The organism is Dactylosporangium sp. NBC_01737 (assembly GCF_035963215.1).
GTDB lineage: Bacteria > Actinomycetota > Actinomycetes > Mycobacteriales > Micromonosporaceae > Dactylosporangium.
The window spans coordinates 2,681,913-2,707,581 of sequence record NZ_CP109153.1 but is presented as its reverse complement, the minus strand read 5'-3'; the positions used below and the strand labels follow the sequence as shown (position 1 = coordinate 2,707,581).

Below are 25,669 nucleotides of genomic sequence, written 5' to 3'. Positions count from 1 at the left end.
CCATGCAGATCACCGTGACGGTGAACGGCGAGAGCCACACCCGCGACGTGGAGCCCCGGCTGCTGCTGGTGCACTTCCTGCGCAACGAGCTGGGCCTCACCGGGACGCACTGGGGCTGCGACACATCCAACTGCGGCGTGTGTACGGTGACCCTCGACGGCGTGCCGGTCAAGTCCTGCACCGTCCTGGCCGTGATGGCCGACGGCAAGCAGGTCGGCACCGTCGAGGGCATGGAGCGCGCCGACGGGCTGGACCCGGTCCAGCAGGGCTTCGTCCAGTGCCACGGCCTGCAGTGCGGCTTCTGCACCCCCGGCATGATGCTCACCGCCCGCTGCCTGCTCGACAAGAACCCCGACCCGTCGGAGCACGAGATCCGTGAGGCGATCTCCGGGCAGATCTGCCGGTGCACGGGCTACGAGAACATCGTCCGCTCGGTCCGCTGGGCCGCGGAGCACGAGGCCGCGCAGAAGGCTTCGGAGAAAGCGGAGGTGACGTCATGACGGTGACCGAGAACCCCACCCCCATGGGCTTCGGCCGCATGCACCGCAAGGAAGACGCGCGGTTCGTGCGGGGCAAGGGCAACTACGTCGACGACGTCAACCTGCCGGGCATGCTGCACGGGTCGTTCCTGCGCAGCCCGTACGCCCACGCGAAGATCGTCTCGATCGACACCAGCGCGGCGGAGGCGCTGCCCGGCGTCAAGGCCGTCATCACCGGCGCGGTCCTGGAGACGCTCAGCCTCGCCTGGATGCCGACCCTGTCCTACGACACCCAGGCGGTGCTCGCGACCGACAAGGTCCGCTTCCAGAACCAGGAGGTCGCGTTCGTCGTCGCGGACAACCACTACATCGCGCGCGACGCCCTGGAGCTCATCGAGGTCGAATACGAGCCGCTACCGGTCGTCGCCGACGCGAAGCAGGCGCTCGCCCCTGGCGCCCCGGTCATCCGGGACGACAAGGAAGGCAAGACCGACAACCACATCTTCGACTGGTCCGCCGGTGACAAGGAGAAGACCGACGCGGTCTTCGCCGAGGCCGAGGTCGTCGTCGCGGAGGACATCCTGTACCCCCGGGTGCACCCGTCCCCGCTGGAGACGTGCGGCGCGGTCGCCGACTTCGACAAGGTCACCGGCAAGCTGACGATCTACTCGACCACCCAGGCGCCGCACGCGCACCGGACGGTCTACGCCCTCGTCGCGGGCCTGCCGGAGCACAAGATCCGGGTCATCTCCCCCGACATCGGCGGCGGCTTCGGCGGCAAGGTCGGCATCTACCCCGGCTACGTCCTGGCGATCGTCGGCTCCATCGTCACCGGCAAGCCGGTGAAGTGGATGGAGGACCGCAACGAGCACCTGACCGCCACCGCGTTCGCCCGCGACTACCACATGCGCGGCGAGATCGCGGCGACCCGCGACGGCAAGATCAAGGCGCTGCGCGTCGACGTGCTCGCCGACCACGGCGCGTTCAACGGCACGGCCCAGCCGACCAAGTTCCCGGCCGGCTTCTTCCACATCTTCACCGGGTCCTACGACCTGGAGGCGGCGTCCTGCAACGTCAAGGGCGTCTACACCAACAAGGCACCCGGCGGCGTCGCGTACGCCTGCTCGTTCCGGATCACCGAGGCCGCGTACCTGGTCGAGCGCATGATCGACGTGCTCGCCTTCGAGCTGAAGATGGACCCGGCCGAGCTGCGGATGAAGAACCTGCTCCAGCCGGCGCAGTTCCCGTACACCACGCCGACCGGCTGGGAGTACGACTCGGGCGACTACCCGAAGGCGCTGCGCCTGGCCATGGACATGGTCGAGTACGAGAAGCTGCGGGTCGAGCAGGCCGAGAAGCTCCAGCGCGGCGAGTACATGGGCATCGGCATCAGCTTCTTCACCGAGGGTGTCGGCGCCGGCCCGCGCAAGCACATGGACATCCTCGGCCTGGGCATGGCCGACGGCGCCGAGCTGCGGGTCCACCCGACCGGCAAGGCGGTGCTGCGCCTGTCGGTGCAGACCCAGGGGCAGGGGCACGAGACGACCTTCGCGCAGATCGTCGCGGAGGAGCTCGGCATCTCCCCCGACGACATCGACGTCGTGCACGGCGACACCGACAACACGCCGTTCGGCCTCGGCACCTACGGCTCCCGCTCCACCCCGGTGTCGGGCGCGGCGACCGCGATCGTGGCCCGCAAGGTCCGTGACCGGGCGAGGATCGTGGCGTCGGCGATGCTCGAGGTGTCCCCGGACGACCTGGAGTGGGAGAAGGGGAAGTTCTTCGTCAAGGGCGACCCCGACCAGGCCAAGACGATCCAGGAGATCGCCATGGCCTCGCACTCCAGCCTGGAGCTGCCCGAGGGCGTCGAGGGCCACCTGGACGCGACGACGGTCTACAACCCGCCGAACCTGACCTACCCGTTCGGCGCGTACATCTGCGTCGTCGACGTCGACCCGGCCACCGGCCAGGTCAAGGTCCGCCGGTTCATCGCGGTCGACGACTGCGGCGTGCGGATCAACCCGATGATCGTCGAGGGCCAGGTGCACGGCGGTCTGGCCGACGGCATCGGCATGGCGCTCATGCAGCTCATGGCGTTCGATGAGGACGGCAACCACCTCGGCGCCTCGCTCATGGACTACCTGCTGCCCACCTCGCTCGAGTGCCCGTCGTGGGAGCTCGGCGAGACGGTCACGCCGTCGCCGCACCACCCGATCGGCGCCAAGGGCGTCGGTGAGTCCGCGACCGTCGGTTCGCCGGCCGCCGTGGTCAACGCGGTCCTCGACGCGCTGAAGCCCTTCGGGGTGCGGCACGCCGACATGCCGCTCACCCCGTCCAACGTGTGGCGCGCCGCTCAGGGCCGCCCGATCCGCACAGATATGGCGATTCAGTAATGGACCTCCTCCATCGCGCCGACCGGTTGCGCGCGGACCGCACCCCGTTCGTCCTGGCCACCGTGGTCCGCGCCGAGCGACCCACCAGCGCCAAGACCGGCGACCGCGCCCTCGTGCTGCCGGACGGCACGATGGAGGGGTTCGTCGGCGGCACCTGCGCCGAGTCCACCGTCCGTCTCCAGGGGCTGCGGCTGCTGGAGACGGGCGAGTCGACGCTGCTGCGGATCACGCCCAGCGGCGACGACGACGAGCGGGAGGGTCTGCTGACGGTCACGAATCCGTGCCTGTCGGGCGGGACCCTGGAGATCTTCCTGGAGACGATGATTCCGGCGCCGCTGGTGTACGTCCACGGCGAGGCTCCCGTCGCCCGCGCGATGGTCGACGTGGCGCGGGCGGTCGGCTGGGAAGGGGTCCGCGGACCCGCTTCCACGCTGCCGCTGGACGCCTCGGCGGTCGTCGTCGCCTCGCACGGGCGCGACGAGGTCGAGGTGCTCACCGCGGCCGTGAAGGCGGACGTGCCCTACATCGCGCTGGTCGCCAGCCGGAAGCGGGCCGCCGCCGTCCTCGACGAGCTGCAGCTGACGGCGCTGCAGAAGGCGCGCATCCACGCGCCGGCCGGCATGGACATCGGCGCCCGGACCGCGCCGGAGATCGCGCTGTCCATCCTCGCGGAGGTCATCTCCAAGCGAACCCGCCAGACCGCCCCGCCCCCCGGCCGCATCGACCTTCCGCTGCTCCAGACACCCACGCCCGCGCCCGTGTCGCAGGTGGCGGTGGCCAAGGACGTCGTGTGCGCCATGGACGTGGCGATCTCGCCGGACGCGCTGCAGTACGAGCACGAGGGCACCATGTACTACTTCTGCGGCTCCGGCTGCCGGCGGGCGTTCATCGACAACCCGGCCCGGTACCTGTGATGGAGTCGGTCGAGGAGCTGGTCGACGGCCTCTCGGGGCAGGGGTACCTCGCCGACCAGAGCCTCGCCACGGCCCTGTACCTGTCGGTGCGTCTCGGGCAGCCGATCCTGCTGGAGGGGGAGCCCGGGGTCGGCAAGACCGCCGCCGCGGGCGCCCTCGCCGCCGCGCTGGACACGCCGCTGATCCGGCTGCAGTGCTACGAGGGGCTCAGCGCCGCCGAGGCCCTCTACGAGTGGAACTACCCCCGCCAGCTGCTCGGGATCCGCCTCGCCGAGGCCCGCGGCCAGGTGCCCCAGGAGGCGGACCTGTTCGCCCCCGAGTACCTGCTGCGCCGGCCGCTGCTCGCCGCGATCGAACACCCCGGTCCGCGCCCGGCGGTGCTGCTCATCGACGAGGTCGACCGGGCCGACGACGAGTTCGAGGCGTTCCTGTTCGAGCTCCTGGCGGAGGGGTCGGTGACCATCCCCGAACTGGGGACGCGCACCGCCGTCGTGCCGCCGGTCGTCGTGCTCACCAGCAACCGGACCCGCGACCTGCACGACGCGCTGCTGCGGCGCTGCTTGTACCACTGGATCGGCTACCCCGACGCGCACCGGGTCGCGGCCATCATCCGGCAGCGGGTGCCGGGCGCCGATGAGCTCCTGGCGGCCCAGGTCGCCGGTGCGGTGTCGCGGCTGCGCGGCCTGGACCTCACCAAACCCCCCGGTGTCGCCGAGGCGATCAGCTGGGCCAACGCGCTGCGCCTGCTGGGCCTGCCGCTGGACGGGAAGTCCGCCGACGCGACCCTCGGCGCGGTGCTGAAATACCGCGAAGACGAGGAGCTGGCCCGTGGCACGGGACTGGCGGACCTTGTCGAGAGGTGACTTAGCCGGGCTGATCGCCGCGTTCGGCGCGGCCCTGCACGACGCGGGTCTGCCCGTCGGCCCGGACCGCAGCGAACGCTTCGCCCGCGCCGTCACCCTGCTGCGCCCGACCACGACCGCCGAGCTGCACCGTTGCGCCCGGGCCACCCTGACCTGCCACCCGGAGCAGTTCGAGATCCTCGACCGGATCTTCGACGCCGTCTTCCGCGGCTACGCCGACGACCCGGCCGACTTCCGCGGCGACCCCAACGCCACCGGCACCTCCACCACCACGACCAGGTCCGGCGGCACCCCGTCCGCCGGCCCGCCGTCCACGTCCTCGTCGCCCGGGTCCTCGTCGCGTGAGATCGAGATCCCGATCGCGACCGTGGGCAGCGCCGCGGAACGCCTCGCGTCGCGGGACTTCGCCACCCTGACCCCTGAAGAGCTCACCGAACTGACGGACCTGATGCATCGGCTCGCGGTGGCCACCCCGCTGCGCCGGACCCGCCGCATGGCCGCGAAGGCGCACGGCAGCGCCGTCGACCTGCGCGCCACGCTGCGCCGGGCCAGGCGCACCGGCGGGCACCCGCTGCGGCTGGTGCGCCGCGAACCGCGCCTGCGCCCGCGGCGCCTCGTCGCGCTCTGCGACATCTCCGGATCGATGGAGCCCTACGCCAGGGCCATGCTGCAGCTGCTGTACTGCGCGGCCGGCACCTCCCGCGCCGAGGTGTTCACCTTCGCGACCAGGCTGACCCGCCTGACGAAGGTCCTCGCCCGCACCCGCCCGGCCGTCGCCCTCGCCCGCGCCGGGCAGGCCGCCCCCGACTGGTCCGGCGGCACCCGCATCGGCGCCGCGTTGAAAGCATTCAACGACGGCTACGGCCGCCGCGGGATGGCCCGCGGCGCGGTCGTCCTCATCGTCTCCGATGGCTGGGAGACCGGCGACCCGGCGCAGGTCGGCGTCGAGATGGCCCGGCTGTCCCGCCTCGCCCACCGCATCGTGTGGGTCAACCCGCGTACTCAGAGCCCCCGTTACCGGCCTCTGGTCGGTGGCATGGCCGCCGCGTGGCCCTACTGCGACGCGGTGGTCAGCGCACACTCCCTCACCGCTCTGGAACCCCTCATCACCGCCCTCAAAGAAGGTGCCCGTCATGTTGCTCACCAATGAGTTCGTCGTCCGCCGTCCCCTCGACGAGACCTGGGCGGTGCTCACCGACCTGGAGCGGATCGCGCCGTGCATGCCCGGCGCCCAGCTCACCTCCGTGCAGGGCGACGAGTACCACGGCAAGGTCAAGGTGAAGGTCGGACCGATGACCGCGCAGTTCTCGGGCGTGGCCACGTTCAAGGAGCGCGACGCCGCCGCCCACCGCGCGGTCATCGACGCCCGCGGCCGGGACGCGTCCGGCAAGGGGCGCGCGTCCGCGCTCGTCACGGCGGTGCTGGCAGCCGAGGGCGACGCCACGAAGGTCACCGTGGAGACGGATCTGACGATCGCGGGTCCCCTGGCGCAGATGGGCCGCAGCACGATCGGCGACATCAGCACCCGCCTGCTGGGCCAGTTCGTCACCAACCTGGAGGCGCAGCTCGCCGCCACGGAGCCCGCCGCCGCGGAGCCTGCCACCGCTGCGGCGCCCGCCGCCGTGGAGCCCGCCACCGCCGCGGAACCCGCCGCCGCTGTGGAACCCGCCGCTCAGCCCGCCGCCGCCGAGCAGGTCGAGGAGGTCGCGGCGATCCTGCCGACCGCCGCCGTCCCCGACGCGAACGGCGCCACGACTGCGCCCGCCCAGCAGGCCGTCCGCGTCATCGAAGGGCCGGAGGCCGAGCCCGTCAACCTCCTGGAGACCGCCGGTACCACCAACATCATCAAGATCGCGATCCCGGTCGTCGTCCTCATCGCGGTGATCGTCGCCCTGGTCATCTGGCTGGTCTGACGGTGATGGGCACCGGCCGGGTCGCGGCCGGTGCCCATCGTTCCCTCACCCCATCCGTGCGGCCCCGAAGTCAGCCGCAGGTGAAGATCGCCGGGGCCGCGTTCGGCCCCCACTGCACCGTGCCGACGAGCAGGATCGTCGTCGACTCACCCGGCTTCAGCCGGCTCTGCCACGGCTTGACCTGCACCGACGCGCCGGTCTGCGTCGCGGTGCCGTTCACCGCGAGGTCGACCTTCTGCGTGCCGGTGTAGGCGAAGCCCAGCGTCCAGTTCGACAGCGTCGTGCGGGACGTGTTGCGGACCGTCACGGAGGCGATGTACACGCCGCCGAGGTCCAGGACCTTGGTGTAGCTCACGGTGCACGGCGACTTCGCGACCGCGCCGCCCTCACCCTGGTCCGCCAGGAACGACGACACCCACGACAGGGCCGAGTTCCAGTTGATGGTGATCTCGTTCGTCGACCACGACTCGATCTCGTCCAGGTAGCAGAACTGCGGCTTGCAGCCCGGCAGGATCTTCGACGCGACCGGGTCCTGGATCGAGGAGTTCGGGCCGCCCGACAGCGAACCGGCCGGCGGGTTGGGCAGCGCCGGGTTGAGCTGGTGTGCGTACATCCGCGAGTGCTGGTTGTGCGAGTTCCGCTCGCCGTAGCCGGTCACGTAGGACTGGTTGAGCGCGTTGCGGCCGAGGATGTAGTCGATGCCCGTCGCGACCCCGTCGCGGAACGCGGTGTCGCCGCTGATGTCGTACGCGGTGGCGACCACGACCAGGTTGTTCACGATGAGGCCGTTGGAGCCCCAGTCGAACTTCCCGTTGGACGGGTTGTAGGCGATGTTGTAGGCGTTGCCACGCAGCGTGTTCAGGTAGCCGCGGGCACCGTCCACAACGGACTGCCGCACCCGCGCCCGGTCGGGCAGCGCGTTGGGCACGGTCGCCAGGTCGAGCCGGCCGGCCGTCGCGGTGAACTTCCAGTCGAAGCCCTCCGGGCGGAACACGTCGGCGGTGTGCCACGGCGACGCCACGACCGCGTCCTTGTAGGCCTTCTCGCCGGTGCTGATGAACAGCTCCGCCGCGGCCCAGTAGAACTCGTCGGTGACGTTGTCGTCGTCGTACGCGCCGCCGCCGGTCCCGTCCGTGACCAGGGCGTAGCGGGCCGGGTTGGCCAGCGCCGCCGCGTAGGCGGTCTTCGCCGCCGCGAGCAGCCGCGCCGCGAACGCCTTGTCGTAGGGCTGGAAGAGCCGGGCGCCCTGAGCGGCGGTGGCGGCGAGGTTGAGCGTCGCGGCCGTCGACGGGGCGTGCAGCTCCCGCGGCTGCGGGTCGGCGGCCGGGTCGAGCGGCAGGCCGGTCCAGGCCGCGTCGTGCACCTTGTGGTGGACCATGCCGGCCAGGGGCTTGCCGGTCGGCACCTGCATGCGCAGCATGAACTCGAGTTCCCAGCGGGCCTCGTCCAGCACGTCGGGCACCTTGTTGCCGTGCTCGGGGATGCGCAGCGACCCGTCGCCGAGCTTGTCCGCGCGGGCGCCGGCGGCGACCTTGGTCCGCTCGAAGGTGCTCAGCAACTGGTACACGGAGATGCCGCCGTTGACGACGTACTTGCCGTGGTCGCCGGCGTCGTACCAGCCGCCGCGCACGTCGAGGCGGTAGTCGCACACGCCGGGCTGGCACGGTACGTCGGTGTCGCCCTGGTTCGGCGCGACGCCCAGGTGACCGGCGGCGCGGGCGTATCCGGGGGCGATGCTGTCGAGGATCTCGATGCCGCTGCGCTGCGTGTAGTACCACGACAGCGAGTCGGCGCGCAGCTTCTCGTAGGCGGCGTTGACGCCGATGTCGAACGGCACGCTGGTCTCGCCGTCCGCGGTGAGCGTGTAGCCGGTGCCCGCGACCCGGTACGAGCCGAAGTCGGCCGTCTGGACGTTCTGGCCGGACGTCGCGTCGACGCCGGCGGGGGTGGTCGTGCCGGTGGCGACGACCGCGCCGCCGGCGTTGCGCAGCTGCCACGGCAGGGCCGCGGTCGCCTCGGTGACGACGGTGGCGGCCTTCGGGCCGTTGGTGAGGTAACCCACCTGGTTGACCCGCACCCGCGGGCCGGTGTCCGGGACGTACACGGGCGGCGGCGCACCTCCCTGCAGCGAGATGTCGTCGAGACACAGCGTCCAGGCGACGGGGCTGCCGCCGACCTGGAACGCTACCTGCCCCGCGTCGGTGTCGGCGGCCGCGGTGAAGGTGTAGCTATAGGCCTGCGGCGTGGTGGTGAGTGCCGGCGCCGCGGAGAGCTCCTGGGTGTACGGCGGCGCCGCGAGCTGGACGTTTGCGCGGATGGTCACGGGCGTGGTGGCGCTGGCGGTGAACGCCAGCTTGTAGGACTCACCGGCCTGCAGCTTGACCGCGTTCTGCCCGATGATCGCGTCCCACGGGTTGGTGGTCCCGGCGGGAATCGTCGCGCACAGCTTGCCGTCCACGACGGCGCCCGGCGCGTTGCCGGTCCACCACCACGGGTCGGTGCCGCTGTCGAAGGTGCCGTTGACGAGCTGTTCGGCGGGATCGGCGAATGCGGCGGACGCGGTCATCGGCACGACCAGCACCGCCGCTACTAAGGCGAGCGAAAGTTTGCGCTTCACACAGACACCCCTTGTGGCGGAAGGGAATTGGGAGCGCTCCCACTGTGGCCCAAGGCACATGGAGTGTCAATACTCAAAACCGCCCTTGGCCACTCAGGGCCTGATCAGCGTCGCGGTGAGGGGGAACCTGATCAGCGCTTCAGCGAAGGAAACACGTACCAGACGGCGATGAAAGCAACACCGAGCGCGGCGGCGACGGCGATCGCCCACGACGCGGCGACCACGACCTCGAAGACCAGGAACACCGCGCCGATGACCGACAGCCACAGGAACGCCAGCCCGACCCCGGCCAGGGTGCTGCTCGCGTCGACCAGTTCCTTCTTGCGGCCGCGACGGAACAGGATCCGGTGGTGGCTGACCGGGGCGATCAGGCACAGCGTGGCCAGGGCGGTGAGCAGCAGCGTCACGATGTACGTGGCCCGCTGCACGTCGGTGATCTGCTCGAAGCGCTGGTTGAACGGGATCGTCAGCAGGAACGCGAACAGGATCTGGACACCGGTCTGCGCGACCCGCAGCTCCTGGAGCAATTCATTCCAGTTGCGGTCGAAACGCTCATCCGGGGTCTCGTCGCGATCGGCCATGCGGGTTCATGTACCCAACGGGCCGGCAGGTCGAACTTGGCGATCGGTCCAAACCCGGCGCGTCGGGGCTGCGACCGGTTGCATGCTGGGCTTATGGTCGCGAGGGTGAGCGCACCCTTCGATGAGTTGACATCCGGTCGACGCGCGTGGATCGCCCGGGCCGGACTGACCGAGCTCGCGGCCGCCGTGGGGCGACCGGGCCGCGTGGCGGTGTCCGCCCGGCCCGACCTGCTGGCGCGGGTCGACCAGCACGCCGCCGCGATCAGGGAGTCCCTCGGCGGCACGCTGCTCGACCCGGTGGCCCTCGCCGGCTACGCGGCGGCGATCCGCGACGCCGCCCGGGATGCGGGCGAGACCCTTGACGACTGGTCCCGCCCGACCTGGGCGATGCTCCGCCTGTTGGCGGTCTGTTCGCTGATCCCTTCCTGAAGGGTTACTTCAGGAAGCGCTTGTCCGCGTGCAGCGGGTCCGTCAGCCGGATGGTGATGAACTCGTTGTCGTCGGCCTTGCCGGGGGTGCGCCCGTTGGAGAACGGGAAGTTGTTGTCGTTGACCACGCCGAGCGTGCGGTCGTCGAGGATGACGACGTCCTCGATGGTCTGGAACGGGAACGTGAACGTCTCAGCGGTCCCGCCGAGCCGGCGCGGGTCGGCGATGTTCATCAGGTCCGCGACGAGGGTCTTGTCGAGCTTGCCGTCGCGGTTGCGGTCCCGCTTGTCGGCCAGGTAGATCCGCTTGAACTTCGCGGTCGCGCCCTGGCCGTTGTCGCGCTCGATGATGAGGAAGCGGTCCTCGTCCACGGCAATGGCGTCGCCGATCGCGTTCGCCGGGTCCTCCAGCTGGTAGATCCAGCGCTTGCCCGTGTACTGCCCCGAGGCGACGTCGAACTCGTTGAGCCGCAACCCGCCGGCCGCGTCACCGGCGACGACGCCCTCCAGCAGCGCGTACAGCTTCCGCCCGTCCGGCGACTGCGCCAGCCCTTCGAAGCCCTTGCTGCTGTTCAGGTTCGGGTTGCCCGCCGGGTTCTCCGGCGCGCGCACGCCGTCCAGGGGGATCGGCGCCTGCAGCAGCCGGCCGGCCCGGTCGAAGTGCAGCAGGTACGGGCCGAACTCGTCGCCGATCCAGTAGGTGCCGTCCTTGCCCCGCTGGATCGACTCGACGTCGAAGTCGGAGCCGGTCAGCACCCGGTCGGGCCGGGTCAGCGCGAACGGCACGAAGCTGTTGGGGTCGGTGAGGTTGATCCCGCCGACCACGTCCACGGTGTGGTTGCCGTAGTCCGGCGCGACCCGCTGGATGCGCAGCACGAAGTCGGCGCTGTTGGCCTTGTTGCCGTACCCGTTGTCGGACAGCACCTCGAACGTGCCGTCACCGTTGCGGACGATGCCGCTGAAGCCCTGGATCGGCTGGTCCGCGAACGGCGGGGTGATGCCGTTGGACGGCGTGCCGCCCAGCAGCGAGCCGGACGGGTCGCTGGCGGAGACGAACGTGGCCGCCGGCAGCGCGGCAAAGCCGGTCAGGGTGGCACGGCCGAAGGTGTCGTGCCCGTTGTGCGCGGCGGCGCTGGGTGCGGCGAGGGCCAGCGTCAGTACACCGACACCCGCGCCGACACCGGCTCGTCTGAGATTCCTCATGGGCCGCGACGTTAAGAGCCCCGGATGAACCGGTCACGTTTTCTTGGTGATGGCCCCGAGAAGGGTTTGCAGCCGCGCGACGACGGCCGGCGCGTCGGTGATGCTGCCGCCGTCCTGGTAATACACCAGCGACACCCGCACGACCAGCTCGCCGCTGGCGGTCTCCACGTGCGCCTCGCCGGTGCCGGTGGACGAGTAGGTCGTCGCGTCGATGCTCTTCGCGTCCGTCGCCGTCTTCTTGTCGTAGTCGACTTGCTGCGCGGCGCCCATCGACGGGCGGACCAGCACCACGAACAGGTAGAAGTTGCCGGAGGTGCCGTCGATCGAGCACGCCTTGAGCGAGTCGGTGTCGCGGCGCTCCTTGGCGCCGGGCGCCTCGCCGAGCGCCGCCTTGAGCTGGTCGTCGGTGGCGAGGCCACACACGTCCACGGCGTCGTAGAGCGCGCCGTTGCGTTTCGTCTCCGCCGGCTGGGCCTGTCCTGGCTTGCCGCCGCCGCAGCCGGCGAGCGCCAACAGGACGCCCGCCGACAGCACGGCTCTGCGTAGGGTCACACAGTGTTTGTACAGGGTTTCAGACGCGGCCGAAGTCCTGGGTCCAGTACGGCGTCCCGTCGGCCTTGTACGCGAGCCCGACACCGACCGCGACGCTGGCACAGTTGAGGATGTTGGCGCGGTGCCCGGCGCTGTTGATCCAGCCGTCGACGACCTCCTTCGGCGAGCGGTAGCCCCACGCGATGTTCTCCGCCGACGCCCCGGTGGTGTACCCGGCACCGGCCTCACGCTGCACGAACGTGCTGCCGTTGGATCCGGTGTGGCTGAAGAAGTTGTTCGTCACCATGTCGGTGCTGTGCCCGCGGGCGGCGGTGACCAGCCGGGCGTCGATGCGCAGCGCGCCGCAGCCGTTCGCCGTGCGGTAGGTGTTGGTCAGCGCCACGACCTCCGACTCCAGCGAGCCGCTCTCCACCGGCTTCGTGGTCACCGGCGTGGCCGGCTTGGTGGTGGCCGGCTTCTTGGCGGCCTTCTTCTTCTTTTTCTTCTTCTTGGACACCGCCGCGGCGACGTCCGCGACCGCGACCGCGTGACCGGCGGTGGTGACGGCCTGTGCGGCGGCGGGGGCGGCCGTCGCGGCGGTGGCGGTGAGCGTGAAGCCGAGGGGGGCCGCGAGCAGCACGGCGGCGAGGATGGTGGCACGGCGAGGGAACCGGGTCACGATGAGGAAGCCTTCCGTCGGTGAGCTTTGACGCAGTTGGTATCGGGCGGCTCACAGCCCTCGTAAGCAGGTCAACCACCCCGCAACACTCGGCAACCGGCCGGCTACCCGTGCGGGTGGGTCCCTAGTGGACCGACCGTGGAAGTTCGGTCAAAGGTTGGAGGGCAGCGCCCCCGGGCATCCATACCGTTGAGCTACACACCGATTGAAGGAGCAGCAATGTCCAGACTGGTCAGGCCCAGGGACAACCGTTGGATCGCCGGCGTCTGCTCCGGCCTCGCCCGCCGGTTCGGCATGTCGCCCAATGTCATGCGGCTCATCTTCGTCATCTCGTGCCTGCTGCCGGGGCCGCAGTTCGTGGCCTACATCGTGCTGTGGGTCCTGATGCCCGACGAGTCGAGCTCGCGCAGTTACAACTGAGGTCCGCACGGGTGCGCTCCGGGTTCACCGGTCAACCGGCCGACCGGCCGGTCGAACTCGGAGGCATGTTCAAAGACCTCGCCGAAGCCACCCGTCACACTGCCGCCCGCTCGACCCTCAACGGGTTGATGACCTGGCTCGGCGAGTCCGGCCTGGCGGCCGCCGCCGGGTCCCCCGGCCTCCAGTCCGTGGTCGACCAGCACGCCGCCTCGGTCCGCGACGCCCTGGGCGACCCGGAGCGCGGCCCGAACGCCATCGCCCTGGCCAGCTACGCCACCGGCGTCCGCGACACGCTGATCGAGGCCCAGTGGCAGCTCCCGCCCACCTCAGAGCTGGACTGGTCGAAGGCCGAGTGGCCGACCATCCGCCTGATCGCCATCTGCTCCCTGGCCAGAGCAGGCGGCCATCTCTAGAACGACCACCGCCGTCCGTCGATCATGAGCGAGGGACAAAGCTCGCCGTCCGAAGCGCGGGCAAACGGCCCGACCGGCCGTCATCCTTCGTCTGGACCAGCGACGGTGTTGCCGCACCGCATGATGCGCCCGACGGCACTGGACCATGGGCCCCGAGGACCGGCACCACTCCCAGCGGCTCAGGAATCCCCGAGGCGCCGGGCCGGCCCGAGGAACATCGCCGCCACCGCACCCGCCAGACACACCGCGGCCGTGATCAGGAAGATCTCCCGATACTCGGTGCGCAGCGCGGACTGCAGCGCGTCCGCATACGCCGTCATCAGCCGCTTCTGCTCATCGGCCGGCTTGCCGAACACCAGCGGGAAGTCCAGCCGGGCCGTCAGCGAGTGGAACCGGTGCAGCCCCCACGCGGTCAGCGCGGCGACGCCGATCAGCATGCCCATCGTCCGCGCCACCACGACGGCCGACGAGGCCACGCCGTGCTGTGGTGGCGGGGTCGCGCGCAGCGCCGCCGCGGACAGCGGCGCGATGACCAGGCCCAGGCCCAGGCCGGCGAGCGCCAGGTCGGCGTCCAGCCGGGGCAGGACGCCCGCATACCGGGCCGCGAGCACGTCGGTGGGCCAGCCGGCGATGAGCACATATGCGAGCGCCGCGAGCAGCAGGCCGCCGACGGTGACGATCCGCTCGCCGAGCCGGCCGGAGCGCAGGAGCAGCCCGCCGAGGACGGCGCCGACCGGCAGCGCCACCAGGAAGCGGGTCAGGACCAGGGTCGCCTCGACGCCGCCCTTGCCGAGCAGGGTCTGTGCGACCAGTTCGACGTCGACCAGCGTCACCATGAGTGCCACGCCGGCGCACCAGCTCGCGATGAGCGCCGCGAAGAACGGACCCTTCGCGGCGCCGGTGAGGTCCAGCAGCCTGGTCCGTGCGCGGCGCTCCCAGAGCACGAACAGCACCGTCACGGCGGCGGCGCCGGCGAGGACGGGCCAGCCCCACGAGGGCAGGACGGACCGCTCGGGTTCGGGGTTGTAGAGCGCGACGACGACGGCGCCGAGGACCACCGCGAGCAGCAGCCCGCCGACGACGTCGGTCCTGCGCGGCGCCGTGGCGGTGGGCGGGCCGCCCGGCACGGCACGCCAGACGAGGACGATCGCGACGGCGACGAGCGGCAGGTTGACCCAGAAAATGCCGCGCCAGGTGCCGAGGAGGCCGGCGACAGCGACCCCGTACAGCGGGCCGAGGACGCTGCCGAGCTCCTGGGCCGCGCCGATGTTGCCCAGGACGAGGTGCCGGCCGCGGTCCGGCCACAGGTCGCTGACCAGGGCGACGGTGACGGGCAGCAGCGCACCGCCGGCGATGCCCTGCAGGGTGCGCCCGCCGGTGAGCAGCCAGATCTCGCTGCCGGAGGCGGCGGTCAGCGCGGAGCCGGCACCGAAGCCCAGCAGGCTCGCCACCAGCAGCGCCCGGCGGCCGAAGCGGTCCGACAGCGAGCCGAGCAGCGGCATGCCGGCCACATAGCCCAGCAGGAAGCCGGTCACGACCGGGGTGACCCGCTCCAGCCTGGTGTCGGCGATGTGCAGCGAGTCCATGATGTCGGTGAGGACACCGACGACCACGTAGGCGTCGAGCGCGGCGAGCAGCACCGCCACGCCGGCGACGCTGATGGCGAGCCGCCGCCGCGGGCCGCCGCCGGCCGTGGCCTGCACGGCGGTGGCGGCGCTCGTGGGCTGCGTCGACGTCATCGGACTACTTCGGCGCGGTGATGGTGACCGCGGCGTCGAACTCCTTGAACGTCACGGTGACCGTGCCGCCCTTGGCCTCGCCGACGGCGGGCAGGGTCCACGCGGCCTTCAGCAGCTTCTTGCCGTCCTTGGCGATCCAGAACTTCCCGGGCACCGAGCCGGTCACCCCGGGCACCACGTTGACCAGGGTCTCCGAGGAGGAGTTGGCGGCGACCCGGTAGGTCTCCTGACCGTCGACGGACTCCGTGGCCTCGGTCTTGCCGTCGGTGGCGGTGCCGAGGACCTTGGCGATGCCGCGGTTGGGGTCGAGGATCGCCGACGGGTCATACACGGAGGCGGCGAGGGCGAGCGGCAGCTGCTGGTAGTCGCCGGTGGGGCCCTTCAGCCACATGGTCTGTCCCACGATGGTGAACGCCAGCTCGACCGTCGCGCCCATCTGCTCGACCTGCGCGGTGCCCTGTGCGTTGCCCTCCTTGGTCAGCACGCCCTCGGCGCGCTTGAGGGCGACGCCGGCGATGGTGCCGTCGGCGGTGATGAGGAACTTCGCCGACTTGATCCCGCCCATCGCGGTGGCGGACTCCTTGAGCAGGCCGTCAGCGGCCGGCAGGTTGGGATCCGCCTTCCCGGCCTCGCCCTCTTCGGACTTGCTGGTGCAGCCGGTCAGGGTGACGAGGAGCAGAGCGGCGGCCGTGGCGCCGGCCAGCAGAGCGCGGGTGCGGGACATACCGGCATGCTGTACCGGTGCGGGTCGCGCACCACCAGCAGCAGCGGCCGGCCGAGGGAGGACTGCAACGCGTCGGGCAGCCCCGCCTCGGAGGACAGGCGCACCCCGGACGTGCCCGGCACCAGCTCCGCGAGCGGCGCGATGAGGCCCCACGGGGTCTCCGGGGCGATCGCGAGGTTGAGCTCCGGCTGGAACTCGATCACGTACGCCGGACCGGCGAGCGGGAAACTGGCGTCCGGTGCCGTGATCCGCAGCGCCCGGCGGGCCGCGGTCAGCCCGAGTGCGGCCGCCTTCGGATCCAGCGGTACCCGCGGCGCGGCGGCGGACCAGGCGGCGAGCCGGGCAACCCGGGCGGCCGCGTCGGCGAGCCGCGACTCGGCCAGCTCGCCGGAGCGCACGGCCGCGACGATGGCGTCGCGCAGCAGGTTGGCGGTGTCCTCGTCGGCGTGGTCGCCGCCGACGCAGATCGCGTCGGCGCCGGCGGCCAGGGCCAGGACGGTGGCGTGGGCGAAGCCGAAGCGGTCGGAGATGGCCCGCATCTCGATGCCGTCGGTGACGATCAGGCCCTGGAAGCCGAGCTCGTCGCGGAGCAGCTCGGTCATGATCCGCCGGCTGAGGGTCGCCGGCAGGTCCGGGTCGAGGGCCGGGACGCGCAGATGGGCGCTCATGACGGCCTGCACGCCGGCGGCGATGGCGGCGCGGAACGGCACCAGCTCGGTCGCGTCGAGCTCGGGCCGTCCGGCCTTGATGATCGGCACGTCCAGGTGCGAGTCGACGCTGGTGTTGCCGTGCCCGGGGAAGTGCTTGGCGCAGGCGGCGACCCCGGCCTCCTGCAGGCCGGTGACCCACGCGGCGGTGTGCCGGGCGACGCGGTCGGGCTCGGCGCCGAACGCGCGCGAGCCGATGACCGGGTTGTTGGGGTCGGAGTTGACGTCGGCGTCGGGCGCGTAGTCGAACGTGATGCCGACCGAGGCCAGGTCGCGGCCGATGTGGCAGGCGACCTCCCGGGTCAGGGCGGTGTCGTCGATGGCGCCGAGGGCGAGGTTGCCGGGCCACGGGCTGCCGTTGTGCGCGTCGATGCGGGTGACGTCGCCGGCCTCCTCGTCGATGGCGACGATGATGTCGGGGCGCTCGGCGCGCAGCGCCGCGGTCAGCTCGGCCACCTGGTCACGGTCGACGACGTTGCGCGCAAAGAGAACGACGCCGCCGAGCCCTTCGGCAAGGCGGCGGCGGACCCACGGTGGGGGCTCCTTGCCCACGAATCCTGGCTGGAGCACGGCATTCGCCATGCTGACCAGGTCGTCCCCCGTGCTTGCGTCCATGCGTCAACCACCCTTCGCGCCTGGCGAGAATGGTCACATCACATCTCAGTAATAGTCAAGAAACCTTCCAGTAGTTAACGGCACTGTCATCGATGTGGACGAATGGTCCAGACGACCGTCATCTCGGTGGTCACGGCGCCGTCCGCCCTCGTGACCTCGACCGCGACGGGAAACTCGGGGCGCTCACCGGCGGCGAGCTCGGCGAGGACGTCGCGCACCGGCCGGCCCAGGCGGGCGACAGCCTGGACGGGTCCGACGGCGAGTTTGCGGTACGCGATGTCCGATCGCACCGCGAGCGGGGTGCCGAGCGCGAGGTGCTCGCCGAACGCGGCCATGACCACGGCGCCGGAAGCGGTCTCGGCGAGCGTGAAGATGGCGCCGGCGTGCGGCCCGGCAACGTGGTTGTGCAGTCGCTCCTCGTCGGGGAGCGTGGCGGTGGCGGTGATGTCGTCACCGTCCACGCGCACGTCGGCGATCTCGATACCGATGGTGCGCGCGAACGGGACTGCGGCGATCAGGCCGGCGGCAAGTGTTGGGGGGTCAACGGTCATGCGCCGATGTTACCGGCTAGTAGCTAGCCTTAGAACAGCTCACCGATCGTATGGATGATGTTGACGTAGAAGTTGCCCTCGATCGGCCGGAACACCTGGAACGGCTCGTGCGGCTCGCCGACGAACGGGCGCAGCGTCCACGCGAGCTGGGTGCCGACGAAGCCGAAGAGCAGGATCCACACGTGCAGCAGCGTCATGCTGGCCGGCCGCTCACCCGCCGGCAGCGTGGCGGCGGCCGCGACCGGCCGCAACCCTGGCGCCAGCGGAGCGATCGGAGCCACCGGATACGCGTAGCGGCCGTCCGGCATCAGCAGCGGCTGCTTCGGCGGATAGACCGGCACGGCCGGCGCGGCGGTCCGGACCGGCGCAGCCGCGCCGTTGGACACCTGCGGCTGCGCCGCAGGCCCGGCCGACACCGACGCGGCCGGGACAGCCGCACTGCTCTCATCCGTCTCCGCGTCCTGCTCGGAGCCCGTCGGTGCCGGCGACACCGGCGCGTCGGCGGACGGGACGGCCAGCGCGGCCACCGCCCGCTCCTCGGCCTCCTGCTGCTCGCGCTTCGCCGCGGCGGCCGTGGCCGTGTGAGCGTTCAGCGCGTGCATGCCGCTGGTGAGGAACTTCAGCCCGACGAAAGCGGTCATCGCGAGGACCGCCACGTTGAGGATCTTGTAGAACGAGTAGCTGAACGCGGTGAGCAGGAAGAACAGGCTGATCGGCGCGAATGCCAGCGACAGCACCGCGGTCACCGTGATGGTGACCATGACCAGCGCGAGCGCCTGCCGGACCTGCAGCCTGGCACCGAAGACCAGGTTGAACAGGCACAGCGTCGGCAGGCAGATCGCGAGCGTCATCAGGAACAGCAGTGGCAGTTTCAGCGCCGAGAACCGCCCCGTAGCAGGCGAGCGCCAGCACCGAGCTGGTGAGCATCTGCAACGTGAGCTTGCCGAGATCGCGCTCTTCCCCGATCTGCCGCCAGATCGAGTCCCGGTCCCGCAGGATCCGCTCGATGATGAGCAGTCCGCTTCCGGGCGGTTGAGCGGTGCTTGTTGCGCCTTGAGCAGCCATCAGAACATTCCCCCTATGTCGGAGGGCCAGATCGCCGCAGGCTAGAGCAGCCGCGTTACTCAGCGCCACCCCACATCGATACGTTGTCCTCTTTCGTCGAAAAAGTGCAGTGCCTCCATGCGGACGGCAACGGTCAGCGGGTGACCATGCGTAACCGCCGGGTACGGCGCGAGTCGCACCGCGAGCTCCGCCGGGCGGCGGTGGTGGCGGCCCGGGTCGCTCAGGACGCTGTCGCGCTGGGGCGCGCGACGTCCGCGACCGTTGCCGGCGCCGACCAGCTCCAGGTCATCGACGCCACCGCCGCGACCGGTGATCTTGCTGACGAACCGCTTCAGCCCGCCACCGTTGATCGGGATGTCGGTCGGCGGCGCGCCGATCTCGTCGACGATCACGGCGGTCGCGCCGATGTCGAGGAACGCCAGCGACTCGTGGCCGTGGTGCTCCAGGTAGCGGATTCGCCCGCGCAGGACGTCGCCGCCGGTCGTGTCCGGCACGGGGGTGAGCGCCTCGGCGCGCACGCCGATGACGATCCGCTCGCCGTGGAAGTGCGCGACCTGGCGGGACCGCAGATCGTTCCACGGCAGGTGCAGCACCTGGTCGCCCATGTGCAGCGCGATGTGCCGGTCGAGGTGCACGTACACCTCGGCCTCGAGCAGGTTCATCCGCGGGCTGCCGAGGAAGGCCGCGACATAAAGCGTGGCCGGGCGGCCGTACACCTGCGTCGGGGTCCCCACGTCCTGCAGGACGCCCTTGCGCAGGATCGCGACCCGGTCCGCCATGGTCAGCGCCTCGGCCTGATCGTGCGTGACGTAGATGGTCGTGACGCCGAGCTCGCGGACCAGGCCGGAGATCTCCGCGCGCAGCTCCGCCCGCAGGCCGCTGTCGAGGTTGGACAGCGGCTCGTCCATGAGGAAGAGCTTGGGCCGGCGCACGATGGCGCGGCCCATCGCGACCCGCTGCCGCTGACCACCGGAGAGCTGCCCGGGCTTGCGCGCCAGCACGTCACCGATGCCCAGCGCGCTGGCGACCTCGGCGACCTGCTCGGCCCGCGGCTCCGGCTCGACGCCGGACAGCCGCAGCGGGAAGCCGATGTTCTCCCCCACCGTCATGTGCGGGTAGAGCGCGAAGTCCTGGAAGACCATCGCGACACCCCGCTCCCGCGGTGGGAGGTCGTTGGCCAGATCCCCGTCGAGCATGATCGCGCCGGAGGTGGGGTCCTCGAGCCCCGCGACCATGCGGAGCAGGGTCGACTTCCCGCAGCCACTAGGGCCCAGGAGCACCATGAACTCGCCTTGGCCCACGTCCAGGTTCACTCGGTCGACAGCCACCGTGCCGTCGGCGAAAACCTTCATCACATCTTTGAGTGCGACGGTAGCCACCGTCACCTCCGCCCCAGGTCAGCAAAGCAATTCGCGGATAACTCAGTTACCCCGAGTCAAGTACTGTGACGAGGGGCACGCTATTGGTCCATCGGGTAAATGACCAGTGTTCAGCGTGTTACCGCACAACTACCGTTAGGAAAGTTTGCAGCTGCCCCTGCGGTCACGACGCCGGGAAGTTTACGGTCACCGAGGTGTATCCGAGAGCCCCGAGGAACTGTTGCAACATCTTCCTGGTGTTCTCCTCGGCCCGCTTGCTGAGACCGGCCTCCTTGGCCGCCGCGCCGATCTTCTCCTCGGCGAGCTTGTAGACCTCCTGCAGCCGGTTCGGGTCGGACTTGAAGGCGTCCGCGAGCCGGTTGAAGAGACCGCGATCCTCCTGGTAGACGTAGCTGCGGTCGTTGTTGATCCGCACCGGGCGCAGCTGCGGCGCCGGCAGCGTGATCTCCACCGTGCGCCGGTCCTCGGACTCCTTCACCGCGCCCTGACCGATCCCGGCGAAGTCGACGTAGACCTCCACCGACCCGGCGGCGACGAACAGGATCCGCTCGTTGAGCAGGAAGTCCGGGATGTACTTGCGGTCCTTCTGCACGTCGACGATGACCTCGAAGTTGCCCTCGGCGGCGACATACTGGCTCAGATCCTGCACCGACTTGAGCAGCGCGGGTCCGCTGCGGTCGGTCTGCTCCTTCGCGAACGGGTTCTTCAGGTCGGGGAACAGCCCGACCGTCTTGGCGCCCAGCACCAGCGCGACGATCAGCCCGATCGTGGCGACGAGCCAGAACAGGCCACGCATCGCGCCGCCGCCCGCCTTGACCGGCACGATCACCGGCGCGTCGCGGTCGGGACGGTCGCGCGGGTCGATCCGGTCACCGATCTTCGGCGACCAGCCGCTGCCCGAGGTCGGCGCGGCGTCAGCGGGCCCTGACGTGATCTCGGGGTATTCGGAGGTCTTCGGGTCCGATTCGCGCCGTTGCGTCGGCACGTCGTCCGAGTCGTCGGGGGTCACGGTTTCGTCGTTGCGGGCCATGCTGACTCCTCCGGGAGGATCTTCTTCCTCACACGGTAGAGGGGTCCGTAAAGCGCCGCGAATCGATCTCAGCCGAACGCGGCGAGCCCGGTCAGCTTCTGGCCGATGACCAGCTGATGGATCTCCGAGGTGCCCTCATAGGTGAGCACCGTCTCCAGGTTCGCGGCGTGCCGCATGACCGGATACTCGGCGCTGATGCCGTTGGCGCCGAGGATGGTGCGGCACTGCCGGGCGATGGCGAGCGCCTCCCGGACGTTGTTGAGCTTGCCGACACTGACCTGCTCCGGCGTCAGCACCCCGGCGTCGGCGCGCCGGCCGAGGTGCACGGCGAGCAGATACCCCTTCTGCAGCTCGACGGCGGCGTCGGCGAACTTGGCCTGGGTCAGCTGGAAGCCGGCGATCGGCTTGCCGAACTGCTCACGGGCGCCCGCGTAGTCCAGCGCGGTGTGCAGGCTGTCACGGGCGGCACCGAGCGCGCCCCAGACGATGCCATACCGCGCCTCGGTGAGACACGACAGCGGCGCCTTCAACCCCTTCGCGGCCGGCAGCAGCGCGCCGGCCGGCAGCCGGACACCGTCCAGGACGATCTCGCCGGTGCAGGACGCCCGCAGCGACAGCTTGTGCTTGACCTCGCGGGCCGTCACGCCGGGCGTGTCCATCGGCACCACGAACCCGTTGACGCCCGCCTCGGTGCGGGCCCAGATCACGGCCACGTCGGCGACGGGCGCGTTGGTGATCCACATCTTGGTGCCGTCGAGGATCCAGTCGTCGCCGTCGCGGCGGGCCCGGGTGGCCATCGAGCCGGGGTCGGAGCCGTGGTCGGGCTCGGTCAGGCCGAAGCAGCCGATGAGATCGCCGGACGCCATGCCGGGCAGCCAGCGGTCCTTGTGCTCGTCGGCGCCGTACTTCCAGATCGCGAACATCGCCAGGGAGCCCTGGACGCTGACCAGGCTGCGCACGCCGGAGTCGCCGGCCTCCAGCTCCAGGCAGGCCAGCCCGTAGGCCACGGCGCTGGACCCGGCGCAGCCGTAGCCGGTCAGGTGCATGCCGAGCAGACCGACGGAGGCGAACTCCTTGGCCAGGTCCCGGACCGGCACCTGGCCCCGCTCATACCAGTCCGCGACATTCGGGCGGACGTGGTCGTCGACGATCCTGCGCACCACGGCGCGGATCGCCAGCTCCTCCTCGGAGTGCAGCGCGTCGACGTCGAGCAGGTCCAGGGGCCGGGTGGTCGTCACAACTAACACTGTAAGTCAGACGAACGCTAGGCCTGAAGGACTCTCGCGTGGATGGAGGTGCGCTGCTGCAGCGCCGCGCGCAGGGCACGGTGCAGCCCGTCCTCCAGATACAACCCGTTCTCCCACTGGACCACGTGCGGGAACAGGTCGCCGTAGAACGTGGAGTCCTCGGCGAGCAGCTTGTCCAGCGCCAGCTCCCGCTTGGTGGTGATGAGCTGGTCGAGCCGCACCGGGCGCGGCGGGATCTCGGACCACTGTTTCAGCGTCAGCCCATGTTCCGGATAAGGCCGACCGTCGCGGACCGCCTTGAAGATCATGAACGCGTCACCCCCCTGACGCTGTCAGGGTACCGACCCGGTGCGACAGAACCGACGCCGAGCGTTGTCACAAATCGGCGCTGGCGCCCCAGTGTCCACGGTGGGTGACGGTCTGTGACTCACGGCGGCCCCGTTTGAGGGACGGTGACTTCGCGTCGGGAGCCCGGTAGCCGATGGTCATGGCGCCGATCGGCGTGTACTCCGCAGGCACCCCGAACGCCGAGCGGTACGCGGCGTCGGACTCCGGCGGGATGCCGAAGAAGCACGCGCCCAGGCCCTCGTCGACCGCGCCCAGCAGCACCAGCAGGCTCGCCATCCCGGTGTCGATGTGCCAGTAGGGCACCGGCCAGCGAGCCTCGTCCCGGTCGGACCAGCCCTTGTCGGGCTCGGCGTACCGGTCCAGGTACGCGTCGCGGTGGCTGTGCGGCACGACGATCACCGGCGCCCGGCTCATGCCCTCCATCCAGGAGGTCAGGCCGGAGTCCGGTGGCGTGGTCGCCGCCCAGAACCTCGACCGCTCCTCCTCGGAGGTCAGGACCAGGAACTCCCAGCCCTGCGAGAACCCCGCCGACGGTGCGTGCACCGCGTACCCCAGCAGCTTGTCGATCAGCGAAGGATCCACCGGACGCGACGCGTCGTAGTTGCGCACCATCCGCCGCCGGCGGATCGCCTCAGACAGTTCCACGAATCCCCCACACCCCGTGCCAGGACGTTCCCGGCTCCAGGGTCACCACATCACGCCCCGACCGGAACGCATCGGGCGGGCACGTCATCGGCTCGATCGCCAGGGCCTTGCGGAGCCGATCGGCAGGTAGCGTGTCGGAGGAGTACACCTGCCACCAGCCGAACGACGAGTCGGCCCAGACCGTGACGCCCCGGCCGTCGGGGGCCGTGACGCTCACCTGCGAGCCGCCGTCGGCGTCGGTCTCGACCTCGCCGAACGCCGTGTCGAGGATCGTGCCGCCGAGCCGGCGGCCCTCCACGAAGTCGTATTCGGTGCCGGCGACCCGGGCCGCGCCGATCGGCAGCAGGCGCGCGTCGACCAGCAGCCGGCTGCGGGCCGGCACCTTCAGCGTCAGCTCGTCCACCGCGACGCCCGGCACCACCACGTAGGGGTGGGTGGCAAGGCCGAACGGCGCCGCCTCCGAGCCGGTGTTGGTCACCTCGTGCTCGGCGCGCAGGCCGCCGTCACCGACGGACCAGGTCGTGCGCAGGCGCAGCGGCCACGGGTAGCCCGGCTGCGGCACCAGGTCGTGCTCGACGGTCACGCTGTCCGGCGCGGCGTCCACGAGCCGCCAGCGGGCCCAGTTGACCAGGCCGTGGATGGCGTTGTGCCGCTCGGGCTCGGTGAGGGGCAGCTGCAGGTGGTCGCCGCCGAACGCGTACTGCCCGTCGCGGATGCGGTTGGGCCACGGGGCGAGGACCTGCCCGGCGCAGCCGACCGCGCGCTCCTCCTCGGCGAAGCCGGCGAGCACGTCGGCCCCGTTGACGGTGTAACTGCGCACGCCACCGCCGACCTCGACGATGACGGCCTCGTGGCCGCCCGAGGTGATCGTCCACTGTGTACCCGAAGGGGCGTGCGAGAGCTGCGCGGCGGCGGCGGTGTCCATGGCCGCGACAATATCCTCAGTCCGACCGGTCGGTGTACCGAAGCAGGACGGGAAATGTCAGCCCGAGCAGGACGGCCACCACGGCGGCGGCGATCCCGCCGCTGACCCAGGAGAAGGTGGCGCTGGTCGCGTCGGCCACCGAACCCGCTCGAAGGTCACCCAGACGTGGACCTCCGGCCACCACGGCGAAGAACACACCCTGCAGCCGGCCGCGCATCACGTCGGGCGCGCTGAGCAACACGGTCTGCCGGTACACGCCGCTGATCATGTCGGCCGCCCCGGCCACGGCCATGAAAGCTACACATGCCCACAGCCACGGCACCGCGCCCGCGGCCGCGACGGCGAGCCCCCAGCCGACGACGGCGAGCACCAGCGCGACGCCCTGCCGGTGCACCCGGCCGATCCACCCGGACGTGAGCCCCGCCAGGGTCGAGCCGATGGCGATGGAGGCGTACAGCCAGCCCAGCGACGTCTCGCCGTACCGCTGATCGGCGACGACCGGGAAGAGCGCCTTGGGCATGGCGAGGACCATCGCGGCGATGTCGATCGCGAACGTCAGCAGGATCAGCTTCGAGCCGGCGAGAAACCGCAGGCCGTCGCGGATGTCGCGGAGCCCGCCGGTGGTCTTCGTCTCCTCCGGCGCCGCCGGTGGCAGGGGCGGCAGCTTCAGCGCCGCCCACAGCACGATCGTGAACAGGACCGCGTCGATGGCGTACGCGACGGAGAAGTCGGCCGAGGCGATGATCAGACCGGCGCCGACCGGCCCGAAGATCGAGGAGACGCTGGAGGCCGTGAAGCTCAGCGTGTTCGCGGCCGCGACCTCGCCCTCCCCGATCAGCGCCGGGATGATCGCCTGCCGGACCGGGCTGTTGACGCCGAACGCCGCCGACTGCGCCGCGATGAGCGCGAGCATCAGGTACGGGTTGTCGACATGCAGGACCGCCTGCGCGAGCAGGCCGAGTGTCGTGAGCCACATCAGGGTGGAACTGGTCAGCAGCACCTTGCGCCGGTCGAACGCGTCCGCGATCGCGCCGCCCCAGATCGAGAACACGATGAGCGGCACCAGGCCGACGAAGCTGGCGACGCCGACCCACAGCGCCGACTTCGTGATGTCGTAGACCTGCACCGGCACGGCGACCGCGGTGAACTGCACGCCGAAGAACGAGACCGCGTTGCCGACGAAGAGCCGCCGGTACGCGACGTGCCGCAGCGGCCTGACGTCGATGACGTGCTTGCGCAGCTGCTCCTGCAACGTCACTCT

General features: G+C 70.9%; 25 protein-coding genes and 1 pseudogene. 9 read left to right on the top strand and 17 right to left on the bottom strand.

The features are described from left to right. Window positions 1–2: 2 nt before the first annotated feature. Genes OHA72_RS11900 through OHA72_RS11875 form a run of 6 tightly spaced genes read left to right on the top strand, consistent with a single transcriptional unit; the run spans window position 3 to window position 6,562 of the window. The gene (locus OHA72_RS11900; RefSeq protein WP_327007901.1) at window positions 3–500 is read left to right on the top strand and encodes a (2Fe-2S)-binding protein; all 498 of its coding nucleotides are present in this window, start codon (window positions 3–5) and stop codon (window positions 498–500) included. After that, complete coding sequence (locus tag OHA72_RS11895) at window positions 497–2,872, top strand: aerobic carbon-monoxide dehydrogenase large subunit (RefSeq protein ID WP_327007900.1); 2,376 nt, start codon at window positions 497–499, stop codon at window positions 2,870–2,872. Before OHA72_RS11900 ends, OHA72_RS11895 begins: the two co-directional genes overlap by 4 nt. Continuing rightward, on the top strand, window positions 2,872–3,786 hold the full coding sequence (locus OHA72_RS11890; RefSeq protein ID WP_327007899.1) for an XdhC family protein: 915 nt from the start codon (window positions 2,872–2,874) through the stop codon (window positions 3,784–3,786). Before OHA72_RS11895 ends, OHA72_RS11890 begins: the two co-directional genes overlap by 1 nt. Beyond that, window positions 3,786–4,649, top strand: coding sequence for an AAA family ATPase (locus tag OHA72_RS11885; protein ID WP_327007898.1), 864 nt, complete (start codon window positions 3,786–3,788; stop codon window positions 4,647–4,649). The genes OHA72_RS11890 and OHA72_RS11885 overlap by 1 nt, the downstream gene beginning before the upstream one ends. After that, window positions 4,636–5,799: a vWA domain-containing protein gene (locus OHA72_RS11880; RefSeq protein WP_327007897.1), complete on the top strand. Its 1,164-nt coding sequence runs from the start codon at window positions 4,636–4,638 to the stop codon at window positions 5,797–5,799. The genes OHA72_RS11885 and OHA72_RS11880 overlap by 14 nt, the downstream gene beginning before the upstream one ends. Continuing rightward, window positions 5,783–6,562 (top strand): SRPBCC family protein, encoded by a 780-nt coding sequence (locus OHA72_RS11875; protein WP_327007896.1) that lies wholly within the window; start codon window positions 5,783–5,785, stop codon window positions 6,560–6,562. The genes OHA72_RS11880 and OHA72_RS11875 overlap by 17 nt, the downstream gene beginning before the upstream one ends. Window positions 6,563–6,632: 70 nt before the next feature. Here OHA72_RS11875 and OHA72_RS11870 read toward each other — a convergent pair whose 3' ends face one another. Both OHA72_RS11870 and OHA72_RS11865 read right to left on the bottom strand, forming a co-directional pair. Beyond that, window positions 6,633–9,128 carry a glycoside hydrolase family 9 protein gene (locus OHA72_RS11870; protein WP_327011537.1) on the bottom strand — a complete coding sequence of 832 codons (2,496 nt, stop codon included), beginning with the start codon at window positions 9,126–9,128 and terminating at the stop codon, window positions 6,633–6,635. A 182-nt stretch (window positions 9,129–9,310) separates the two neighbouring features. After that, a complete protein-coding gene (locus tag OHA72_RS11865) occupies window positions 9,311–9,760 on the bottom strand; it encodes a DUF6328 family protein (RefSeq protein ID WP_327007895.1) in 450 nt (149 codons plus the stop codon). A 105-nt stretch (window positions 9,761–9,865) separates the two neighbouring features. On the opposite strand from OHA72_RS11865, the gene OHA72_RS11860 reads away from it, so the two are divergent. Beyond that, a complete protein-coding gene (locus OHA72_RS11860) occupies window positions 9,866–10,189 on the top strand; it encodes a DUF6401 family natural product biosynthesis protein (protein WP_327007894.1) in 324 nt (107 codons plus the stop codon). Window positions 10,190–10,193: 4 nt separating this feature from the next. On the opposite strand, the gene OHA72_RS11855 is transcribed toward OHA72_RS11860, so the two are convergent. From OHA72_RS11855 to OHA72_RS11845, 3 genes are read right to left on the bottom strand one after another with little or no spacing between them, the layout of a single operon-like run. Next, complete coding sequence (locus tag OHA72_RS11855; protein ID WP_327007893.1) at window positions 10,194–11,390, bottom strand: esterase-like activity of phytase family protein; 1,197 nt, start codon at window positions 11,388–11,390, stop codon at window positions 10,194–10,196. Window positions 11,391–11,423: 33 nt separating this feature from the next. Next, a complete protein-coding gene (locus OHA72_RS11850; protein ID WP_327007892.1) occupies window positions 11,424–11,942 on the bottom strand; it encodes a DUF3558 domain-containing protein in 519 nt (172 codons plus the stop codon). Window positions 11,943–11,961: 19 nt separating this feature from the next. Continuing rightward, window positions 11,962–12,600, bottom strand: coding sequence for a CAP domain-containing protein (locus tag OHA72_RS11845; RefSeq protein WP_327007891.1), 639 nt, complete (start codon window positions 12,598–12,600; stop codon window positions 11,962–11,964). A gap of 219 nt (window positions 12,601–12,819) precedes the next feature. On the opposite strand from OHA72_RS11845, the gene OHA72_RS11840 reads away from it, so the two are divergent. Then, window positions 12,820–13,020, top strand: coding sequence for a PspC domain-containing protein (locus tag OHA72_RS11840; protein ID WP_327007890.1), 201 nt, complete (start codon window positions 12,820–12,822; stop codon window positions 13,018–13,020). Window positions 13,021–13,085: 65 nt separating this feature from the next. After that, complete coding sequence (locus OHA72_RS11835; RefSeq protein ID WP_327007889.1) at window positions 13,086–13,433, top strand: DUF6401 family natural product biosynthesis protein; 348 nt, start codon at window positions 13,086–13,088, stop codon at window positions 13,431–13,433. A gap of 179 nt (window positions 13,434–13,612) precedes the next feature. On the opposite strand, the gene OHA72_RS11830 is transcribed toward OHA72_RS11835, so the two are convergent. The 12 genes and pseudogenes from OHA72_RS11830 to OHA72_RS11775 all read right to left on the bottom strand — a co-directional run bounded on the left by OHA72_RS11830 (window position 13,613) and on the right by OHA72_RS11775 (window position 25,666). After that, window positions 13,613–15,172, bottom strand: coding sequence for an MFS transporter (locus OHA72_RS11830; protein ID WP_327007888.1), 1,560 nt, complete (start codon window positions 15,170–15,172; stop codon window positions 13,613–13,615). A gap of 4 nt (window positions 15,173–15,176) precedes the next feature. Next, on the bottom strand, window positions 15,177–15,896 hold the full coding sequence (locus OHA72_RS11825) for an LppX_LprAFG lipoprotein (protein ID WP_327007887.1): 720 nt from the start codon (window positions 15,894–15,896) through the stop codon (window positions 15,177–15,179). Between the two features lie 11 nt (window positions 15,897–15,907). Further along, window positions 15,908–17,218: pseudogene (locus OHA72_RS11820) on the bottom strand (glycoside hydrolase family 3 protein); the annotation flags it as partial. A gap of 86 nt (window positions 17,219–17,304) precedes the next feature. Next, complete coding sequence (locus OHA72_RS11815) at window positions 17,305–17,769, bottom strand: DUF4442 domain-containing protein (RefSeq protein ID WP_327007885.1); 465 nt, start codon at window positions 17,767–17,769, stop codon at window positions 17,305–17,307. 29 nt (window positions 17,770–17,798) lie between these two features. After that, window positions 17,799–18,620, bottom strand: coding sequence for a ribosomal eL19 family protein (locus OHA72_RS11810; RefSeq protein ID WP_327007884.1), 822 nt, complete (start codon window positions 18,618–18,620; stop codon window positions 17,799–17,801). 273 nt (window positions 18,621–18,893) lie between these two features. Continuing rightward, the gene (locus tag OHA72_RS11805) at window positions 18,894–20,213 is read right to left on the bottom strand and encodes an ABC transporter ATP-binding protein (RefSeq protein ID WP_327007883.1); all 1,320 of its coding nucleotides are present in this window, start codon (window positions 20,211–20,213) and stop codon (window positions 18,894–18,896) included. A 163-nt stretch (window positions 20,214–20,376) separates the two neighbouring features. Then, on the bottom strand, window positions 20,377–21,243 hold the full coding sequence (locus OHA72_RS11800; protein WP_327007882.1) for a DUF4230 domain-containing protein: 867 nt from the start codon (window positions 21,241–21,243) through the stop codon (window positions 20,377–20,379). A 68-nt stretch (window positions 21,244–21,311) separates the two neighbouring features. Beyond that, window positions 21,312–22,481, bottom strand: a complete 1,170-nt coding sequence (locus OHA72_RS11795) for an acyl-CoA dehydrogenase family protein (RefSeq protein ID WP_327007881.1) — start codon at window positions 22,479–22,481, stop codon at window positions 21,312–21,314. Between the two features lie 26 nt (window positions 22,482–22,507). Beyond that, window positions 22,508–22,798, bottom strand: coding sequence for a type II toxin-antitoxin system VapB family antitoxin (locus OHA72_RS11790; RefSeq protein ID WP_033364898.1), 291 nt, complete (start codon window positions 22,796–22,798; stop codon window positions 22,508–22,510). Window positions 22,799–22,865: 67 nt separating this feature from the next. Then, window positions 22,866–23,483: a nitroreductase family protein gene (locus tag OHA72_RS11785; protein WP_327007880.1), complete on the bottom strand. Its 618-nt coding sequence runs from the start codon at window positions 23,481–23,483 to the stop codon at window positions 22,866–22,868. After that, on the bottom strand, window positions 23,470–24,408 hold the full coding sequence (locus OHA72_RS11780) for an aldose 1-epimerase family protein (RefSeq protein ID WP_327007879.1): 939 nt from the start codon (window positions 24,406–24,408) through the stop codon (window positions 23,470–23,472). Before OHA72_RS11780 ends, OHA72_RS11785 begins: the two co-directional genes overlap by 14 nt. A gap of 16 nt (window positions 24,409–24,424) precedes the next feature. Next, window positions 24,425–25,666, bottom strand: a complete 1,242-nt coding sequence (locus OHA72_RS11775) for an MFS transporter (protein ID WP_327007878.1) — start codon at window positions 25,664–25,666, stop codon at window positions 24,425–24,427. Window positions 25,667–25,669: the final 3 nt, after the last annotated feature.

Bases quoted from the DNA above. Each gene is read 5' to 3' on its own strand.
- OHA72_RS11895 (WP_327007900.1), top strand. From the start codon at position 497: ATGACGGTGACCGAGAACCCCACCCCCATGGGCTTCGGCCGCATGCAC.
- OHA72_RS11825 (WP_327007887.1), bottom strand. From the start codon at position 15,896: ATGTCCCGCACCCGCGCTCTGCTGGCCGGCGCCACGGCCGCCGCTCTG.
- OHA72_RS11890 (WP_327007899.1), top strand. From the start codon at position 2,872: ATGGACCTCCTCCATCGCGCCGACCGGTTGCGCGCGGACCGCACCCCG.
- OHA72_RS11800 (WP_327007882.1), bottom strand. From the start codon at position 21,243: ATGGCCCGCAACGACGAAACCGTGACCCCCGACGACTCGGACGACGTG.
- OHA72_RS11810 (WP_327007884.1), bottom strand. From the start codon at position 18,620: ATGACGCTCGCGATCTGCCTGCCGACGCTGTGCCTGTTCAACCTGGTC.
- OHA72_RS11870 (WP_327011537.1), bottom strand. From the start codon at position 9,128: ATGACCGCGTCCGCCGCATTCGCCGATCCCGCCGAACAGCTCGTCAAC.
- OHA72_RS11830 (WP_327007888.1), bottom strand. From the start codon at position 15,172: ATGACGTCGACGCAGCCCACGAGCGCCGCCACCGCCGTGCAGGCCACG.
- OHA72_RS11855 (WP_327007893.1), bottom strand. From the start codon at position 11,390: ATGAGGAATCTCAGACGAGCCGGTGTCGGCGCGGGTGTCGGTGTACTG.
- OHA72_RS11790 (WP_033364898.1), bottom strand. From the start codon at position 22,798: ATGATCTTCAAGGCGGTCCGCGACGGTCGGCCTTATCCGGAACATGGG.
- OHA72_RS11815 (WP_327007885.1), bottom strand. From the start codon at position 17,769: ATGACCGTTGACCCCCCAACACTTGCCGCCGGCCTGATCGCCGCAGTC.
- OHA72_RS11875 (WP_327007896.1), top strand. From the start codon at position 5,783: ATGTTGCTCACCAATGAGTTCGTCGTCCGCCGTCCCCTCGACGAGACC.
- OHA72_RS11885 (WP_327007898.1), top strand. From the start codon at position 3,786: ATGGAGTCGGTCGAGGAGCTGGTCGACGGCCTCTCGGGGCAGGGGTAC.
- OHA72_RS11780 (WP_327007879.1), bottom strand. From the start codon at position 24,408: ATGGACACCGCCGCCGCCGCGCAGCTCTCGCACGCCCCTTCGGGTACA.
- OHA72_RS11840 (WP_327007890.1), top strand. From the start codon at position 12,820: ATGTCCAGACTGGTCAGGCCCAGGGACAACCGTTGGATCGCCGGCGTC.
- OHA72_RS11900 (WP_327007901.1), top strand. From the start codon at position 3: ATGCAGATCACCGTGACGGTGAACGGCGAGAGCCACACCCGCGACGTG.
- OHA72_RS11835 (WP_327007889.1), top strand. From the start codon at position 13,086: ATGTTCAAAGACCTCGCCGAAGCCACCCGTCACACTGCCGCCCGCTCG.
- OHA72_RS11865 (WP_327007895.1), bottom strand. From the start codon at position 9,760: ATGGCCGATCGCGACGAGACCCCGGATGAGCGTTTCGACCGCAACTGG.